The organism is Pseudomonas sp. 382, assembly GCF_002759075.1.
Classification (GTDB): domain Bacteria; phylum Pseudomonadota; class Gammaproteobacteria; order Pseudomonadales; family Pseudomonadaceae; genus Aquipseudomonas; species Aquipseudomonas vlassakiae.
Genome location: NZ_PEMX01000020.1, coordinates 1 through 15,474 on the forward strand (window position 1 = coordinate 1; position 15,474 = coordinate 15,474).

Sequence of the window (15,474 nt, forward strand, 5' to 3'; positions counted from 1 at the left end):
TTTCGGCTTGAAGGGGTTTCACCAAGAGGCGCTGGCTTGCTTCTATCGTCGCTTGCAAACGATGCATTCTTTATCGGCGCTTTGGTGGAAGGGGTGGGGCGATGTCTCCCACGGTCTGTACTGCTGCTAACAGTCAGAATCGGGCATTTAGTCCCACCACCCCTTCAAGTCTAACCATACAAGCGGGCTTGCCCGCGATGCGCCGCGCGGGCGGCGCTCGATCTCACAGGCGCTGCAAATCTCAAGGCAGGCACCTGTCCGCCATGACGCGATCTCCAGCCAGGCTCAAGGCAACAAAACCGTAGACCCCACCGTCCTGCGTGCCGACAACTCTTCTTGCGCCTTCGCCGCCTCACTCAGCGGGTACCGCTGCTGGATATCCACAACCAGCTTCCCACTGCCAATCATCGCAAACAGGTCATCCGCCATGGCCTGGGTGTTCTCGGCATTGTTGGCATAGGTCGCCAATGTCGGCCGGGTCACATACAGCGAGCCCTTCTGCGACAAAATCCCCAGGTTCACCCCGCTCACCGCCCCCGAGGCATTGCCGAAGCTCACCATCAACCCACGCGGCTGCAGGCAGTCCAGCGAGGTCAGCCAGGTGTCGGCACCGACGCCGTCATACACCACCGGGCACTTCTTGCCATCGGTCAGCTCCAGCACCCGCTTGGCCACGTCCTCGCGGCTGTAGTCGATGGTCGCCCACGCCCCCAGCGCCTTGGCCCGCTCGGCCTTCTCGGCGGAGCTGACGGTGCCGATCAGCTTGGCGCCCAGGGCCTTGGCCCACTGGCAAGCCAGCGAACCGACACCACCCGCTGCGGCATGGAACAGGATCACATCGCCCGGTTTCACCTCATAGGTCTGCTTCAACAGGTACTGCACGGTCAGCCCCTTGAGCATCACCGCTGCCGCCTGCTCGAAGCTGATGTTGTCCGGCAGCTTGACCAGGTTGGCCTCCGGCAGTGTATGCACTTCGCTGTAGGCGCCCAGGGGTCCGCCGGCATGGGCCACGCGGTCACCGACCTTCAGCCGGGTCACGCCCTCGCCCACCGCCTCGACCACGCCCGCCGCCTCGGTACCCAGGCCAGAGGGCAAGGACGGCGGTGCGTACAGCCCGCTGCGGAAGTACGTGTCGATGAAGTTCAGGCCGATCGCATGGTTGCGCACGCGCACCTGCTGCGGCCCCGGTGGGGCAGGGTCGAATTCCACAAGCTGCAGCACTTCCGGGCCGCCATGCTGGCTGAACTGGATACGCTTGGCCATCTCGCACTCCTGTTGTCGGGATCGGGAAAAGGCCTTCTATCGGACGCCTTTGCCTGATCGCCGTCAACTGCGGCGCGCGCGCCGGCGGTGGTATGCTACGCGGCGAATTCTTCCCTGCCCGTTCCTGGTGACCCGATGACTAGCCGCACCGAGGCCGTGAAAGCCTACCTGCTCGACCTGCAAGACCGCATCTGCTCTGCCCTCGAAGCTGAAGACGGCGGCGCCCGCTTCGTCGAGGACGCCTGGGTGCGCGAAGCCGGTGGCGGGGGCCGCACGCGGGTGATCGGGGATGGCAAGCTGATCGAGAAAGGCGGGGTCAACTTCTCCCACGTGTTCGGCGCCGGCCTGCCGCCATCGGCCAGCGCCCACCGTCCCGAACTGGCAGGCCGCGGCTTCGAGGCCCTGGGCGTGTCGCTGGTGATCCACCCGCACAACCCGCATGTGCCGACGTCCCATGCCAACGTGCGTTTCTTCATCGCCGAAAAGGAAGGTGAAGAGGCAGTCTGGTGGTTCGGCGGTGGCTTCGACCTGACCCCCTATTACGGCAACGAAGAAGATTGCATCCATTGGCACCGCGTGGCCGAGCAGGCCTGCGCGCCGTTCGGCGCTGATGTGTACCCGCGCTACAAGGCCTGGTGCGACCGCTACTTCCACATCAAACACCGCGGCGAGCCGCGTGGCATTGGCGGGCTGTTCTTCGACGACCTGAACGAGTGGGACTTCGACACCTGCTTTGCCTTCCTGCGTGCCATCGGCGATGCCTATGTCGAGGCCTACCTGCCGATCGTCCAGCGCCGCAAGCACACCCCTTTCACCTCGCAGCAGCGCGAATTCCAGGAATACCGCCGCGGCCGCTACGTGGAGTTCAACCTGGTCTATGACCGTGGCACCCTGTTCGGCCTGCAGTCCGGTGGCCGCACCGAGTCGATCCTCATGTCGCTGCCGCCACAAGTGCGCTGGGGCTACGACTGGAAGGCCGCGCCCGGCAGCGAGGAAGCTCGCCTGACCGAATACTTCCTGCAGGACCGCGACTGGCTCGGCCAGTAAGCCTGTGGATAAACAAGGAATCGCCATGGACCAGTACGTTGTTTTTGGTAACCCCATCGGCCACAGCAAATCGCCGCTGATTCATCGCCTGTTCGCCGAGCAGACCGGCCAGGACCTGGAGTATGCCACCTTGCTGGCGCCGCTGGACGAGTTCAGCGATTGCGCACGCGGCTTCTTCAAGCAAGGCAGCGGCGGCAACGTCACCGTGCCGTTCAAGGAAGAGGCCTACCGCCTGTGCGACAGCCTGACTCCGCGGGCCCAACGTGCAGGTGCGGTGAATACGCTGAGCAAGCTGGCCGACGGCACGCTGCTGGGCGACAACACCGACGGCGCTGGCCTGGTGCGCGACCTGACGGTGAACGCCGGGGTCGAACTGGGCGGCAAGCGCATTCTCATCCTTGGGGCTGGCGGTGCCGTGCGCGGGGTGCTCGAGCCGATCCTGGCGCATCAGCCGCAGTCGCTGGTGATTGCCAACCGTACCGTGGAGAAGGCCGAGCAGCTGGCGCGGGAGTTCGATGAACTGGGGCCGGTGGTGGCCAGTGGGTTTGCCTGGTTGCAGGAGCCGGTAGATGTGATCATCAACGCCACCTCGGCAAGCCTGGCCGGTGAGCTGCCACCGATTGCCGACAGCTTGGTCGAGGCGGGGCGCACGGTGTGCTACGACATGATGTATGGCAAGGAGCCTACACCGTTCTGTCAGTGGGCTGCCAAGCTGGGGGCGGCCAAGGTGCTGGATGGGCTGGGGATGCTGGCTGAGCAGGCAGCCGAAGCCTTCTTTATCTGGCGTGGGGTACGGCCTGATACGGCGCCGGTTTTGGCTGAATTGCGCCGGCAACTCGCTCGGGGCTGATCCTTCAGGATTACCCATCTCCTTTGTGGGAGCGGGCTTGCCCGCGAAGAATTCACCGCGGTGCCTGGCACCGGCTTTGCCGGTGTTCGCGGGCAAGCCCACAGAGTATTCGGATAAGCCGGGAATCAGAGCTTGGCTTTGACGGCCTCCAGGGCATTGCCATCAGCCTTGGTGGTCACCCCCGCCAACCACCCTTCCAGCCGCTCTGGATGTTGCTTCACCCACGCCTTGGCTGCCTCATCGAAGCTGATCTTCTTATCCACAACCTGTGCCATGATCGAGTTTTCCATGTCCAGGGTGAAACTCAGGTTGCTCAGCAGCTTCGCCGCATTCGGGCAAGCTTGTGGATAACCATTGCGTGTCAGGGTGAACACCTCGCCCTGGCTGCCGAACCACTTTTCGCCGCCCGTCAGGTAACGCATCTTCAGCTTCACGTTCATCGGATGCGGCGTCCAGCCGAGGAAAGTGATGAACTGTTGCTTCTTCACCGCCCGGTCGACCTGCGCCAGCATTGCCTGCTCACTGGACTCCACCAGTTTCCACTGGCCAAGGTTGAATTCGTTCTTGTCGATGATCTCCTTCAGCGACAAGTTCGCAGGCGCGCCCGAGCCGATGCCGTACAGCTTCTTGTCGAACTGGTCAGCGTGCTTCTGCAGGTCGGCAAAATCCTTGACGCCGGCATTCCACACATAATCCGGTACGGCCAGGGTGAACTCGGTGCCTTCAAGGTTGCGCGACAGCTGCTGTACCTCGCCATTGGCGATGAACTTGTCATGGAAGCCTTGCTGCGCCGGCATCCAGTTGCCAAGGAACGCATCGACCCGGCCATCCTTGAGGCCGCCGTAGATGATCGGCACCGTCAGGCTGTCGATCTTCACCTGGTAGCCCAGGCTTTCCAGGAGCAGCCGGGCGATGGCGTTGGTCGAGGCGATGTCGCTCCAGCCGGGGTCGGCCATCCTCACGGTGCTGCATTGTGCGTCGCTGTCGGCGGCGTGGGCCATGGCGGGGGCCAAGCCCAGCGGCAGAGCCAGGGCGAATACGACGGTGGAGAACTTGTGCATGTCGGACTCTCTTCTCAATCCAGGGGTGCGGGCTGTGGATAACGTGCCTTGCGCTCGAGGTCGTCGAGATCGATATGGTTGCGCATGTACTGTTGGCTGGCGTCCACCCAAGGTTGGTGGTCCCAGCTGTTCAGCTTGCCGATGGCCAGCGCCTCGGCCACCAGGCGACGGCGGCGTTGGCTGGCCAGCACTTGCTGGCGTAGGCCGGGGATATCCCAGCGCTGGCGTGCTTCATCGACAAATGCCTGCAGCAGCGCCTGGTGGTCCGGGCTGCCGGTGAGGTTCTCCCGCTCGTGCGGGTCGCGGCTCAGGTCATAGAGTAGGCAGGGGTCATCTTCGCTGTACACGAATTTGTGCGGCCCACGGCGGATCATCATCAGTGGGCCGACGGTGCCTTCGGCCATGTACTCGCCGATCACCTCGTCGTGGCCGCCCTGCCCTTGCAGGTGACCAAGCAACGAACGGCCATCCAGCTCAAGACGGTTATCCACAGCGCCACCGGCCAGTTCCACCAGGGTTGGCAGCAGGTCGCAGGTCGATACCGAGGCAGCGACCCGGTGCGGTGCAAAGCATTTGGGGGCGTGAACCAGTAGCGGGACACGCGCCGACATCTCGAACCAGTGCATCTTGTACCAGAGCCCGCGCTCGCCGAGCATGTCACCATGGTCGCCGGAGAACACGATCAGGGTGTTGTCGCTCAGGTTGCACTCCTCCAAGGTCTGCAACAGCTGGCCGATGTTGTCATCGATGTAGCTGCAGGCGCCGAAATAGGCGCGGCGGGCGTCGCGGATCTTGTCCACAGGCAACGGCTTGTTCCACAGGTCATAGACCTTGAGCAGGCGTTGTGAGTGCGGGTCAAGTTCGGCCTGACTGAATTCAGCGTGGGGCATGGGGATATCCACAGCCTCGTAGCGATCCCAGTAGCGTTTGGGGATGCTGTACGGGTCGTGCGGGTGGGTCATGGACACGGTCAGGCAGAACGGCCGGCCATCGTTCTCGCGCACATGGTCGTAGAGGTACTGGCGCGCCTTGAACAGCACTTCTTCGTCGAAATCCAGCTGATTGGTGCGCACGCACGGCCCCGCCTGCAGCACCGAGGACATGTTGTGGTACCAGCTCGGGCGCACGTCGGGTTCATCCCAGTTCACCGCCCAGCCGTAGTCGGCCGGGTAGATGTCACTGGTCAGGCGCTCCTCGTAGCCGTGCAGCTGGTCCGGGCCGCAGAAGTGCATCTTGCCCGACAGCGCGGTGCGGTAGCCCAGGCGGCGCAGGTAATGTGCATAAGTCGGCACGTCGGCGGGGAAATCGGCTGCGTTGTCGTAGGCGCCGATACGACTCGGCAATTGGCCGCTGACCAGGGTGAAGCGCGACGGTGCGCACAGCGGGCTGTTGCAGTAGGCCGAGTCGAACACGACTGCCTGCTCGGCAAGGCGGCTGAGGTGCGGCATCTTGATCGGCGAAGGGCCATAGATCGGCAGCAGGGGCGCGGCCATCTGGTCGGCCATGATGAACAGGATATTCGGGCGCGTCATGGTGGCTTCCATCGTTTGGGGTTATGCGGACCGCTTGCCTACCAAGATGCGACTGTGGATAACATGGGTAAAGCCCATGCGGGGCAATGTCTGGGATTAGCCGAGCTTATGTTTGAGTACCTTGCCGAGTTGTCGCTGGATGCCCTGCGCGTTTTCGAGGCCGCGGCGCGCTTGCGTGGCTTTACCGCAGCGGCGCTGGAACTGGGCACTACGCAACCTGCGGTGAGCCAGCAGGTAAAGCGCCTGGAAGCGCGGCTGGGCACACGCCTGTTCGATCGGATCTACCGTGGCATCGAGCTGACCGAGGCGGGCCAGCTGCTGTTCGAGCAGGTGCATCAAGGTTTGCAGGCGATGGATGACGGCATTGCCCTGGCCAGTGGGCGCGGCCAGCGGGAGGTGCTGCAAGTCGCCACCGACTTCGCCTTTGCTGCATTTTGGCTCATGCCACGGCTGCAGCGGTTTCACGAAGCGTATCCACAGGTCGACGTGAGCCTGGTGACCGGTGAGCGCAGCCAGGGGATGCTGCGCCCGGATATCGATGTGGCGGTGCTGTTTGGTGATGGGCGCTTCCATCAGGGCGAGAGCCGCTGGTTGTTCGATGAAGAGGTTTTTCCGGTCTGCAGCCCGCGGCTGATTCATGGCAAACCCTTGTCAGCCGTGGCTTTGCAACAATTGCCGTTGCTCCATTTGCGGGGTGAGCAGGCCAGCCGCTGGTTTGACTGGGCAGGGGTGTTTCGCGGCTTTGGCGTGGCCAGCCCGCCGCCGCCTGGGCAGTTGCGGTTTGATAACTACACCTTGCTGATCCAGGCGGCGATAGCTGGGCAAGGGGTAGCAATTGGCTGGAGGCACCTGGTGGACGGGCTGGTAGAGCAAGGGTTGCTGTGCCAGCCGTTGCAAGGGAGCTTGCGGTCTTCGCGGGGCTATTATGCCGTGCTGCCACCCCGTAAACGGCGGGGTGCATTGATCGAGCGATTTGTGGATTGGCTGGAGCACGAGCGCAGCCTGTGACATCCTCGGGGGCGCCCAGCACAGCGAATCGCCCACCCGCAACCCGATCACCAGGGCGTTGCCCAGGCTACTTTCAGCCCGAACAGCAGGAGTCATCGTGCAGAGGATCAAGGGTTACCACGCCCACGTTTACTACGACGCATCCACCCTCGAGCAGGCCCGTGAGCTGTGCGAAGAGGCGGCGCGGCTGTTTCCCGTGACCGTGGGGCGCATGCACCAGAAACCGGTTGGCCCGCACCCTGACTGGAGCTGCCAGCTGGCTTTCGAGCCGGAGTTCGTGGGGGTGGTGTTGCCGTGGTTGGCGCTGTATCGGAAGGGCCTGGTGGTGTTTCTGCATCCGCTGACGGGGGATGAGTTGGCGGATCACCGGGATCATGCGATCTGGATGGGGGCCGTGCGGCCGCTGGATCTGTCGATTTTTGGTGGCTAGGACTCTATCGCCTGTAAGGGCCTCTTCGCGGGCACGCCCGCTGCCACAAGGACGGCGTAGCCCTGGAGAGCGGCGCTGTACCTGTGGGAGCGGGCGTGCCCGCGAAGAAGGCGACGCGGTTTAGCGACGGGCGCCGCGCACGCCTTCAGCCAGTGCCGAGCACAGGCTCAATACATCATTCACTGCCTGAGCGGGCTCCTTGGCCTGGGCAATCTTGTCGACCAATGCCGAACCCACCACCACACCATCGGCCAGGCGTGCGATCGCAGCGGCCTGTTCCGGTGTACGAATACCGAAACCAACGCTGATCGGCAGGTCGGTATGCCGACGCAGGCGGGCAATCGCCTCGGTCACGTGTTCGGTAGTCGCCGAGCCTGCACCGGTCACACCTGCCACCGACACGTAATAGACGAACCCGGAGCTGCGCTCCAGCACACGCGGCAGGCGTGCATCGTCAGTGGTCGGGGTGGTCAGGCGGATGAAGTCGATACCTGCGGCTTGGGCCGGGGTGGCCAGTTCGGCGTCGTGCTCAGGTGGCAGGTCGACGATGATCAGGCCATCTACCCCGGCTTCCTTGGCTTCGGCGACGAACTTGTCCACACCGAAGCGGTGGATCGGGTTGTAGTAACCCATCAGCACGATCGGCGTGGTGTGGTTATCCACACGGAATTCGCGAACCATCTGCAGGGTCTTGGCCAGGGTCTGGCCGGCTTCCAGGGCCCGCAGGGTAGCAAGCTGGATGGCCACGCCGTCGGCCATCGGGTCGGTGAACGGCATGCCCAGTTCGATTACATCGGCACCCGCTGCCGGCAGGCCCTTGAGGATCTGCAGCGAAGCCTCATAGCCGGGGTCGCCAGCCGTGACGAAGGTGACCAGCGCGGAGCGGCCTTCGGCCTTCAGTTCGGCGAAGCGTTGTTCAAGACGGCTCATGCCTGTTTCTCCTGGGCTGCCATGTGGTTCATCACGGTTTGCATGTCTTTGTCGCCGCGGCCGGACAGGCAGATCACCATCAGGTGATCCTTGGGCAGTTTCGGTGCGCGCTTGATCGCTTCGGCCAAGGCATGGGAGCTTTCCAGGGCCGGAATGATGCCTTCCAGGCGGCAGGTGGCATGGAACGCATCCAGTGCTTCGTCGTCGGTGATGCTGACGTACTCGACGCGCTTCACTTCGTGCAGGTAGGCGTGCTCAGGGCCGATGCCCGGGTAGTCGAGGCCAGCGGAAATCGAGTGGGCGTCGGTGATCTGGCCGTCTTCGTCCTGCAGCAGGTAGGTGCGGTTGCCGTGCAGCACACCCGGTACGCCGCCGTTCAGGCTGGCAGCGTGCTTGTCGGTGTGCACGCCGTGGCCGCCGGCTTCGACGCCAATTATCTGCACGCTCGGTTCTTCAAGGAATTCATGGAACAGGCCCATGGCGTTGGAGCCACCGCCGACGCAGGCGATCAGGCTGTCTGGCAGGCGGCCTTCCTTCTCTTGCAGCTGGGCGCGGGTTTCCTTGCCGATGATCGATTGGAAGTCGCGGACCATCGCCGGGTACGGATGCGGGCCGGCCACGGTGCCGATCAGGTAGAAGGTGTCTTCGACGTTGGTGACCCAGTCGCGCAGGGCTTCGTTCATGGCGTCTTTCAAGGTGCCGGTGCCAGCGGTGACCGGGACGATCTCGGCGCCCAGCAGCTTCATGCGGAACACGTTGGCCTGCTGGCGCTCGATGTCGGTGGCGCCCATGTAGATCACGCAAGGCAGGCCGAAGCGCGCCGCCACGGTGGCGGTGGCCACGCCGTGCATGCCAGCGCCGGTTTCGGCGATCAGGCGCTTCTTGCCCATGCGCTTGGCCAGCAACACTTGGCCAATGCAGTTGTTCACCTTGTGCGCGCCGGTGTGGTTGAGTTCTTCACGCTTGAAGAAGATCTTCGCGCCACCACAGTGCTCGGTCAGGCGTTCGGCGAAATACAGCGGGTTCGGTCGGCCGATGTAGTCGCGTTGGAAGTAGGCCAGTTCCTCGAGGAACTTCGGGTCGGCCTTGGCTGCTTCGTATTCACGGGCCAGGTCGAGCACCAGCGGCATGAGCGTTTCAGCCACATAGCGGCCACCGAACGAGCCGAACAGGCCGTTGGCATCCGGGCCGGGGCGGTATTGGGACTGGGTCATGGGTCGCTCCAGGGCGTGATCAATGAGTGATGGGCTTTACTGTAACCACGGCAAGCCCGGCTGAAAACCGATAAGATTGCGCAAACTTGTCAGAAAAACTCACAGGTAAAATGGCCCACGACCTCCCTCCCCTCAACGCCCTGCGCGCCTTTGAGGCCACTGCCAGGCTCAACAGCGTCAGCCAGGCGGCCGAAGCGCTGCACGTTACCCATGGCGCTGTCAGCCGGCAGATCAAGGTGCTTGAAGGACACCTGGGCGTGGCCCTGTTCGTCAAGGACGGGCGTGGCATCAAACTCACAGATGCCGGCATGCGCCTGCGCGACGCCAGCGGCGAGGCATTCGACCGCTTGCGCAGCGTATGCGCCGAGGTGAGCCGGGATGTCAGCGAGGCACCGTTCGTGCTGGGCTGCTCCGGTAGCCTGCTGGCGCGCTGGTTCATCCCCCGCCTGGGGCGGTTGAAGGCTGACCTGCCCGAGCTGCGCCTGCATCTGTCAGCGGGTGAAGGTGACCTCGATCCACGCCGCCCCGGGCTGGATGCGTTGCTGGTATATGCCGAACCGCCTTGGCCAGCGGATATGCAGGTCCACGTGCTGGCACAGGAGCGTATCGGCCCGGTGCTGAGCCCGCACTTCGCCGGCTTCGACCGCTTGCAAGCGGCACCTGCCAGAGCCTTGCTGGACGAAGCCCTGCTGCATACCACCTCGCGCCCGCAGGCCTGGCCCACCTGGGCTTCTGAGCAGGGCATCGAGGCTGGCGCTTTGAAGTATGGTCAGGCGTTCGAACACCTGTATTACTTGCTGGAGGCGGCTGTCGCCGGCTTGGGGGTGGCGATCGCCCCACAACCCTTGGTTGCCGACGATCTGCGAGCCGGGCGTTTGAGTGCACCCTGGGGCTTTTCGCCGACGCCGGCCGCGTTGGCGTTGTGGGTGCCTCGGCGCGCCGCGGATGGGCGCGCCGAGCAACTGGCGCAGTGGCTACGTGCCGAGCTGGCCAGGCAGAGCGCTTAGTTGCGCTTGCACAGCAGGTACGCTGCCAACAGGCCAAGTGCACCGATGGCAACGCCTGCGGTGGTGTACGGGTGCTCCTGGGCGTAGTCGCGGGTGGCGATTCCGGTCTGGCGGGTGCGCTCCTTCACTTCCTCATAGGCATCGCTGATCAGGCTGCGCGAATGGCGCAGCGCGCTTTCGGCATTGCTGCGCATCGCCTTCACTGACTTCTGGGTTTCCTCGGACGCATCGTGCTTCAGGTTCTCCAGGCTTTTCAGCAGGCTTTCAATCTCCGCTTCCATGCTCTCCAGGGACGTTTTACGCAGCGAGTTGCGGGGCATGTTGACTCTCCTTTGCAGTATGGACTGTAAGGTTTGCGACTCCTGAGCGGCTGGAAAGTGCGATCGAACTTTACCGAACGGCAGCAGCTCGCAGGTAAACCGGGCTTGCACTGCTAGGCTCATTATCACTGTCACCAAGGAGAGCGTTCATGACCGATCATCACACTTACAAGAAGATCGAGCTGGTGGGTTCGTCGCCCACCAGCATCGAAGAAGCGATCAACAATGCATTGGCCGAAGCCGGCAAGAGCATCAAGCATCTGGAATGGTTCGAAGTGGTCGATACCCGTGGCCACATCCGCGACAACAAGGCGGCGCACTTCCAGGTCACGCTGAAGGTTGGCTTCCGCATCGCCAACAGCTGAAACATTACTGGGCTGGAATAGCCCGGCGTGGTGGCGTTATAACACCGAAGGGCGCCTTGGCGGCGCCCTTCTGGTCTTTCTCATCTGTACAAGGAACGCGATCGATGAAGAAACTGATGCTGGCGGTGGGTTTGATGGTACTGGCCGGTGGGGCAATGGCCGCTGGCAAACCCTGTGAGGAGCTCAAGGCCGAGATCGCCTCGAAGCTCGATGCCAAGGGTGTAAAGAATTACGAGCTGGAAATTGTCGACAAGGAAAAGGTGGCAGGGAAAGACGTTGGCACTTGCGAGGCGGGCAAGAAGAAAATTGTCTACAACCGCAAGTAAGGTGTTGGCTTCTTCGTGGCTAAAGCCGCTCCCACAGGTACTGCGCAGACCTTGAAGACAATGCTGCCCTGCAGAGCGGCTTTAGCCGCGAAGAAGTTCACTCGCCCTTGAGGGCCTGCGCCAGGAGCTCATAGGACCGAATCCGGTCGGCATGCTCGTACAAATCACAGGTAAAGATCAGCTCATCCGCCCCGGTCTGCTCCAGCAGCACTTCCACCTTGGCCCGCACCTTCTGCGGGCTGCCGATCATCGCCAGGCCGAGGAAACTTGCCACGGCATCGCGCTCATGGGGGAGCCATAGCCCGTCCATGCTCGGTACAGGCGGTTTCTGCATCAGGCTCTGGCCACGGATCAGCGCCAGGATGCGCTGATACACCGAGGTAGCCAGGTATTCGGCCTTTTCGTCGGTTTCCGCCACCACCATCGGAATCCCCAGCATCACATAGGGCTTGTCCAGCGTGGTCGACGGCTTGAAGTGGTCGCGATAGATGCGGATCGCCTCGTGCATGTAGCGCGGCGCGAAATGCGAGGCAAAGGCGTACGGCATGCCGCGCATGCCGGCCAGTTGGGCGCTGAACAGGCTCGAACCGAGCAACCACAGTGGCACGTCGGTGTCATGGCCGGGCACAGCGATCACTTTTTGATCATCGGTGCGCGGGCCAAGGTAGCGCGAAAGTTCCTCGACATCATCCGGGAAGTCATCGGCGCTGCCGGCGCGGTCACGGCGCAGGGCGTAGGCGGTCATCTGGTCGGAACCTGGCGCCCGGCCCAGGCCCAGGTCGATTCGCCCCGGATACAGGCTGGCCAAGGTGCCGAACTGCTCGGCGATCACCAGCGGCGCATGGTTGGGCAGCATGATGCCGCCGGAGCCGACGCGAATGGTCGACGTGCCGCCGGCAAGGTAGCCGATCAGCACCGAGGTGGCGGAGCTGGCGATGCCGTCCATGTTGTGGTGTTCGGCCACCCAGAAGCGGTTGTAGCCGAACCGCTCGACATGCCGGGCCAGGTCCAGCGAGTTGTGCAACGATTGCGCCGGGCCTTGGTCGGCGCGCACCGGCACCAGGTCGAGGGTGGATATCTTCAGGTCACGCAGTTGCGTCATTGGAGCCTCCGCAAGAGTGGTTGGCCCGGAGGCCTTTCAGACTCTGTATGGGCACATTCCCCGGATTCAATGCTCACGGTGCGATTGCACTGAACTTGGTGTAGGACGCTGGCCTCGAAAACCTAGGTAAATCACCCTAGACCCGGAGGCATCATGAAAAAGACAGCATCGGCGATCTGGCAAGGCGGCCTGAAGGATGGCAAAGGCCTGCTTTCCACCGAAAGCGGCGCCCTCAAGCAGAACCCTTATGGTTTCAACACCCGTTTCGAGGGGGCGCCGGGGACCAATCCGGAAGAGCTGATCGGCGCAGCCCATGCCGGTTGCTTCTCGATGGCGCTGTCGATGATGCTCGGCGAGGCAGGGTTCACCGCCGAACGCATCGACACCACCGCCGAAGTCACGCTGGACAAACAACCCGACGGCTTTGCCATCACCGCCGTGCACCTGATCCTCAAAGCCAAGGTGCCTGGTGCCGATGAGGCGCAGTTCCTCGAAATCGCCAACAAGGCCAAGGCGGGTTGCCCGGTGTCGAAGGTGCTCAACGCGAAGATCAGCCTGGACGCTGCATTGGTGGGCTAGGCGGCGCAACGCTGGCGGTTTGCTGTAGTCTAAACAGCGTCGGCAGCGCTGCTGCCATACCAGGAGCCGTTCCATGATCCGCGTAGCAATCGCCATGCTGGCTTCGCTTGTGGCCACTTCTGCATTGGCGGCGGTAAAACCGTGCGAAGAACTCAAAGCGGAGATCGAAGCCAAGATCCAGGCCCAGGGTGTGACGTCCTACGCGCTGGAAATCGTGCCCAACAGTGAGGTCAAGGATCAGAACATGATCGTCGGCACCTGTGATGGCGGCACGAAGAAGATCATTTACCAGAAGAATGATCGATAAATGATTGGGGCCGCGCTGCGGCCCCAATGCTTACGGGATGCAGAACACGTCGCTCGGCTCGTTCACCACCACCTTGCGGCTGGCGTCGTAGAGCAGCACCTGCGGGTCCATCACCGGAGCCCGCGCCTCCAGGCGATAACGCTCACCGGCCTTGAAGTCGTCGAAGCGCACCGTCAGGTAGCATGTCCGTTCCTTGGGGCTGGTCAGCATGCCGCCGGCATAGATTTCATAGTCGAACCGCACCACCAGTTCATGCTTGCCTGGGGTCAGCTGGAAGTAGCGGCCGTCGTCCAGGCGCTGGCCGTCAAGGCGGTCGGCCATGAGTATGCGGCCGGGGGTCACGGTGTAGAGGTCGACCCAGGCCTTGGCGGGGTCGACGGGCGGCAAGGGGCTGGCGCAGGCCCCCAGGGCACTGAGAGCGATCAGCATCATGGGCTGGCGCATGGCAAAACTCCCACTCGCGATACACGAGTTACAAGCATAGCGCCGTTTGTGCGTTTCAGGTGCGTTGGCAACCCGCTGGCAGGCCCTGCCCGAGCAGTTTCTGCTGGTGGTCGTACAGCTTGATCCAAGGGCGGAAGCCAATGCTGCCGGCTTGCAGCTGGTAGCGCTGCCCGGCGCTGAAGTCCTTGAAGGTCAGCTTGACCTGGCAATCACGCCACAATGGCGCGTCGACCGGGCCGATATTGCTCGGCGCGACCGGGAACTGATAGCGCACGGTCAGCTCATGGCTGCCGGGCGGCACCTCGAAATAGCGAGTGTCAGCCCAGTCGCGCTCGTCCACCTGCTTGGCGTCCAGCGAGGCTTCGTCATAGGGGGTCAGGTCGACCCAGGCCAGATTCGGGTCTGGGTCCGGCAGGGTTGAACAGGCAGAAAGCAGCAGTAGTGAGCCGGTGACCAACAGTGCACGCATGGCGAAACTCCCCCTCGGCGAGATAGTCTTGGAGCGCATTGGCCATGAGCAGGTTGGATAGCCCCGGATGGATCTCTTTGTTCTTCTCAAGCGCTCAGGCCCTGGGCCACTCGACTGCGTTTTCAGGCGTTTGGTTCCCCTGCTGTGTGCCTTTCTGCTGAACGGTTGCAGCACCGTGGGGTATTACGGCCAACTGGCCGAAGGCCAATTGCAGCTGCTGCGGGCGCGCCAGCCTGTGGACCAAGTGATCGCCGACCCGGCCAGCAGCCCGCAATTGCGGGCTCGCCTCGCCCATGCCGAAGCAGCGCGGGTTTTTGCCAGCGATCAGCTGAAACTGCCTGATAACCGAAGCTATCGGCTCTACGCTGATCTGCACCGCCCCTACGTAGTGTGGAATGTGTTCGCCACACCTGAGCTGTCGCTGCAGCCAGTGACGCACTGTTTCCCCATTGCCGGCTGCGTCGCTTACCGCGGCTACTACCGCCAGGGTGCGGCCCGTGGTGCGGCGGCGTTGATGCGCCAGCAAGGCCTGGACGTCTACGTGAGCGGTGTCGAAGCCTATTCGACGCTGGGCTGGTTCGATGACCCGATTCTGTCTTCGATGGTCGGCTGGGGGGATGAGCGGCTGGCCACGCTGATTTTCCATGAGTTGGCTCATCAGCAGTTTTACGTGCAGGACGACACCGAATTCAACGAGTCGTTTGCCACCTTCGTCGAGCAGGAGGGCACGCGGCAATGGCGCGCAGCCCGTGGGCTTGCGCTGGTCGGCGAGTATCAGTCGCAGCAGAGCGAACAGTTCACCCGGTTGGTGCTGGCCAGCCGCGAGCGGTTGCAGGCGATTTATGCAGGGCCCTTGGACGATGCGCACAAACGGGCGGCCAAGCAGGCTGAATTCGAGCGCTTGCGCAGTGAGTACAAGCAGCTGAGGGACAGCCAGTGGAACGGGGACAAGCGCTATGACGCCTGGATCTATGCGCCCTTGAGCAATGCCAAGCTGCTGCCGTTCGGGCTTTATGACCAATGGGTGCCGGCGTTTGCGGCCCTGTTCCGGGAGGTGGGTGGGGATTGGGCGCGATTTTATGAGCGGGTCGAGCAGCTTGGGCGGTTGCAGGTTGCGCAGAGGAAGGCGCAGCTGCAGCGGTTGATGTGAGCCTGTGAGATTTTGGGGCCGCTTTGCGGCCCTTTCGCGACACAAGGCCGCTCCTACAGGAAGCATGCGA

Annotated in this window: 19 protein-coding genes; 10 read left to right on the forward strand and 9 right to left on the reverse strand. The window is 63.0% G+C overall.

Annotated elements, in window-relative coordinates:
* Window positions 1-285: 285 nt before the first annotated feature.
* Entirely contained in the window at window positions 286-1,263 is a 978-nt protein-coding gene (locus CQW31_RS20330) for an NADPH:quinone reductase (RefSeq protein WP_054884412.1), read from the reverse strand.
* A 135-nt stretch (window positions 1,264-1,398) separates the two neighbouring features.
* Between CQW31_RS20330 and hemF the strand changes: the two genes are divergently transcribed.
* Window positions 1,399-2,310, forward strand: coding sequence for an oxygen-dependent coproporphyrinogen oxidase (hemF, locus tag CQW31_RS20335; RefSeq protein ID WP_054884411.1), 912 nt, complete (start codon window positions 1,399-1,401; stop codon window positions 2,308-2,310).
* Window positions 2,311-2,335: 25 nt separating this feature from the next.
* A complete protein-coding gene (gene aroE / locus CQW31_RS20340; RefSeq protein WP_054884410.1) occupies window positions 2,336-3,160 on the forward strand; it encodes a shikimate dehydrogenase in 825 nt (274 codons plus the stop codon).
* A 125-nt stretch (window positions 3,161-3,285) separates the two neighbouring features.
* Here the strand turns inward: aroE and choX are convergent, their stop codons facing one another.
* A complete protein-coding gene (choX, locus tag CQW31_RS20350) occupies window positions 3,286-4,221 on the reverse strand; it encodes a choline ABC transporter substrate-binding protein (RefSeq protein WP_099815252.1) in 936 nt (311 codons plus the stop codon).
* 14 nt (window positions 4,222-4,235) lie between these two features.
* The gene (gene betC / locus CQW31_RS20355; protein ID WP_099815253.1) at window positions 4,236-5,753 is read right to left on the reverse strand and encodes a choline-sulfatase; all 1,518 of its coding nucleotides are present in this window, start codon (window positions 5,751-5,753) and stop codon (window positions 4,236-4,238) included.
* Between the two features lie 108 nt (window positions 5,754-5,861).
* On the opposite strand from betC, the gene CQW31_RS20360 reads away from it, so the two are divergent.
* Both CQW31_RS20360 and CQW31_RS20365 read left to right on the forward strand, forming a co-directional pair.
* The gene (locus CQW31_RS20360; protein ID WP_099815254.1) at window positions 5,862-6,761 is read left to right on the forward strand and encodes a LysR family transcriptional regulator; all 900 of its coding nucleotides are present in this window, start codon (window positions 5,862-5,864) and stop codon (window positions 6,759-6,761) included.
* A 97-nt stretch (window positions 6,762-6,858) separates the two neighbouring features.
* Window positions 6,859-7,191 (forward strand): DOPA 4,5-dioxygenase family protein, encoded by a 333-nt coding sequence (locus CQW31_RS20365; RefSeq protein WP_054884406.1) that lies wholly within the window; start codon window positions 6,859-6,861, stop codon window positions 7,189-7,191.
* A gap of 120 nt (window positions 7,192-7,311) precedes the next feature.
* On the opposite strand, the gene trpA is transcribed toward CQW31_RS20365, so the two are convergent.
* Both trpA and trpB read right to left on the reverse strand, forming a co-directional pair.
* A complete protein-coding gene (gene trpA, locus CQW31_RS20370) occupies window positions 7,312-8,121 on the reverse strand; it encodes a tryptophan synthase subunit alpha (protein ID WP_099815255.1) in 810 nt (269 codons plus the stop codon).
* On the reverse strand, window positions 8,118-9,335 hold the full coding sequence (gene trpB, locus CQW31_RS20375) for a tryptophan synthase subunit beta (protein ID WP_054884404.1): 1,218 nt from the start codon (window positions 9,333-9,335) through the stop codon (window positions 8,118-8,120). Before trpB ends, trpA begins: the two co-directional genes overlap by 4 nt.
* A 110-nt stretch (window positions 9,336-9,445) precedes the next feature.
* Between trpB and CQW31_RS20380 the strand changes: the two genes are divergently transcribed.
* Window positions 9,446-10,342 (forward strand): LysR family transcriptional regulator, encoded by an 897-nt coding sequence (locus tag CQW31_RS20380; protein WP_054884403.1) that lies wholly within the window; start codon window positions 9,446-9,448, stop codon window positions 10,340-10,342.
* On the opposite strand, the gene CQW31_RS20385 is transcribed toward CQW31_RS20380, so the two are convergent.
* On the reverse strand, window positions 10,339-10,662 hold the full coding sequence (locus tag CQW31_RS20385; protein ID WP_054884402.1) for a YqjD family protein: 324 nt from the start codon (window positions 10,660-10,662) through the stop codon (window positions 10,339-10,341). The genes CQW31_RS20380 and CQW31_RS20385 overlap by 4 nt on opposite strands.
* Window positions 10,663-10,811: 149 nt before the next feature.
* On the opposite strand from CQW31_RS20385, the gene CQW31_RS20390 reads away from it, so the two are divergent.
* Entirely contained in the window at window positions 10,812-11,027 is a 216-nt protein-coding gene (locus tag CQW31_RS20390) for a dodecin (RefSeq protein ID WP_003253076.1), read from the forward strand.
* Window positions 11,028-11,131: 104 nt separating this feature from the next.
* Window positions 11,132-11,353, forward strand: a complete 222-nt coding sequence (locus CQW31_RS20395; RefSeq protein ID WP_054884401.1) for a DUF1161 domain-containing protein — start codon at window positions 11,132-11,134, stop codon at window positions 11,351-11,353.
* Window positions 11,354-11,450: 97 nt separating this feature from the next.
* Here CQW31_RS20395 and CQW31_RS20400 read toward each other — a convergent pair whose 3' ends face one another.
* The gene (locus tag CQW31_RS20400; RefSeq protein ID WP_054884400.1) at window positions 11,451-12,455 is read right to left on the reverse strand and encodes an LLM class flavin-dependent oxidoreductase; all 1,005 of its coding nucleotides are present in this window, start codon (window positions 12,453-12,455) and stop codon (window positions 11,451-11,453) included.
* A 153-nt stretch (window positions 12,456-12,608) separates the two neighbouring features.
* Here CQW31_RS20400 and CQW31_RS20405 point away from each other — a divergent pair, with 153 nt between their 5' ends.
* Together CQW31_RS20405 and CQW31_RS20410 are read left to right on the forward strand one after the other, a co-directional pair.
* Window positions 12,609-13,034 carry an OsmC family protein gene (locus CQW31_RS20405; RefSeq protein WP_054884399.1) on the forward strand — a complete coding sequence of 142 codons (426 nt, stop codon included), beginning with the start codon at window positions 12,609-12,611 and terminating at the stop codon, window positions 13,032-13,034.
* A 73-nt stretch (window positions 13,035-13,107) separates the two neighbouring features.
* Window positions 13,108-13,341, forward strand: a complete 234-nt coding sequence (locus tag CQW31_RS20410) for a DUF1161 domain-containing protein (protein WP_099815256.1) — start codon at window positions 13,108-13,110, stop codon at window positions 13,339-13,341.
* A gap of 30 nt (window positions 13,342-13,371) precedes the next feature.
* Here the strand turns inward: CQW31_RS20410 and CQW31_RS20415 are convergent, their stop codons facing one another.
* Window positions 13,372-13,785: a hypothetical protein gene (locus tag CQW31_RS20415; RefSeq protein WP_054884397.1), complete on the reverse strand. Its 414-nt coding sequence runs from the start codon at window positions 13,783-13,785 to the stop codon at window positions 13,372-13,374.
* Between the two features lie 55 nt (window positions 13,786-13,840).
* Window positions 13,841-14,254, reverse strand: a complete 414-nt coding sequence (locus CQW31_RS20420; protein WP_099815257.1) for a hypothetical protein — start codon at window positions 14,252-14,254, stop codon at window positions 13,841-13,843.
* Between the two features lie 67 nt (window positions 14,255-14,321).
* Between CQW31_RS20420 and CQW31_RS20425 the strand changes: the two genes are divergently transcribed.
* A complete protein-coding gene (locus CQW31_RS20425) occupies window positions 14,322-15,404 on the forward strand; it encodes an aminopeptidase (protein WP_054884395.1) in 1,083 nt (360 codons plus the stop codon).
* The last annotated feature ends 70 nt before the right edge of the window (window positions 15,405-15,474 follow it).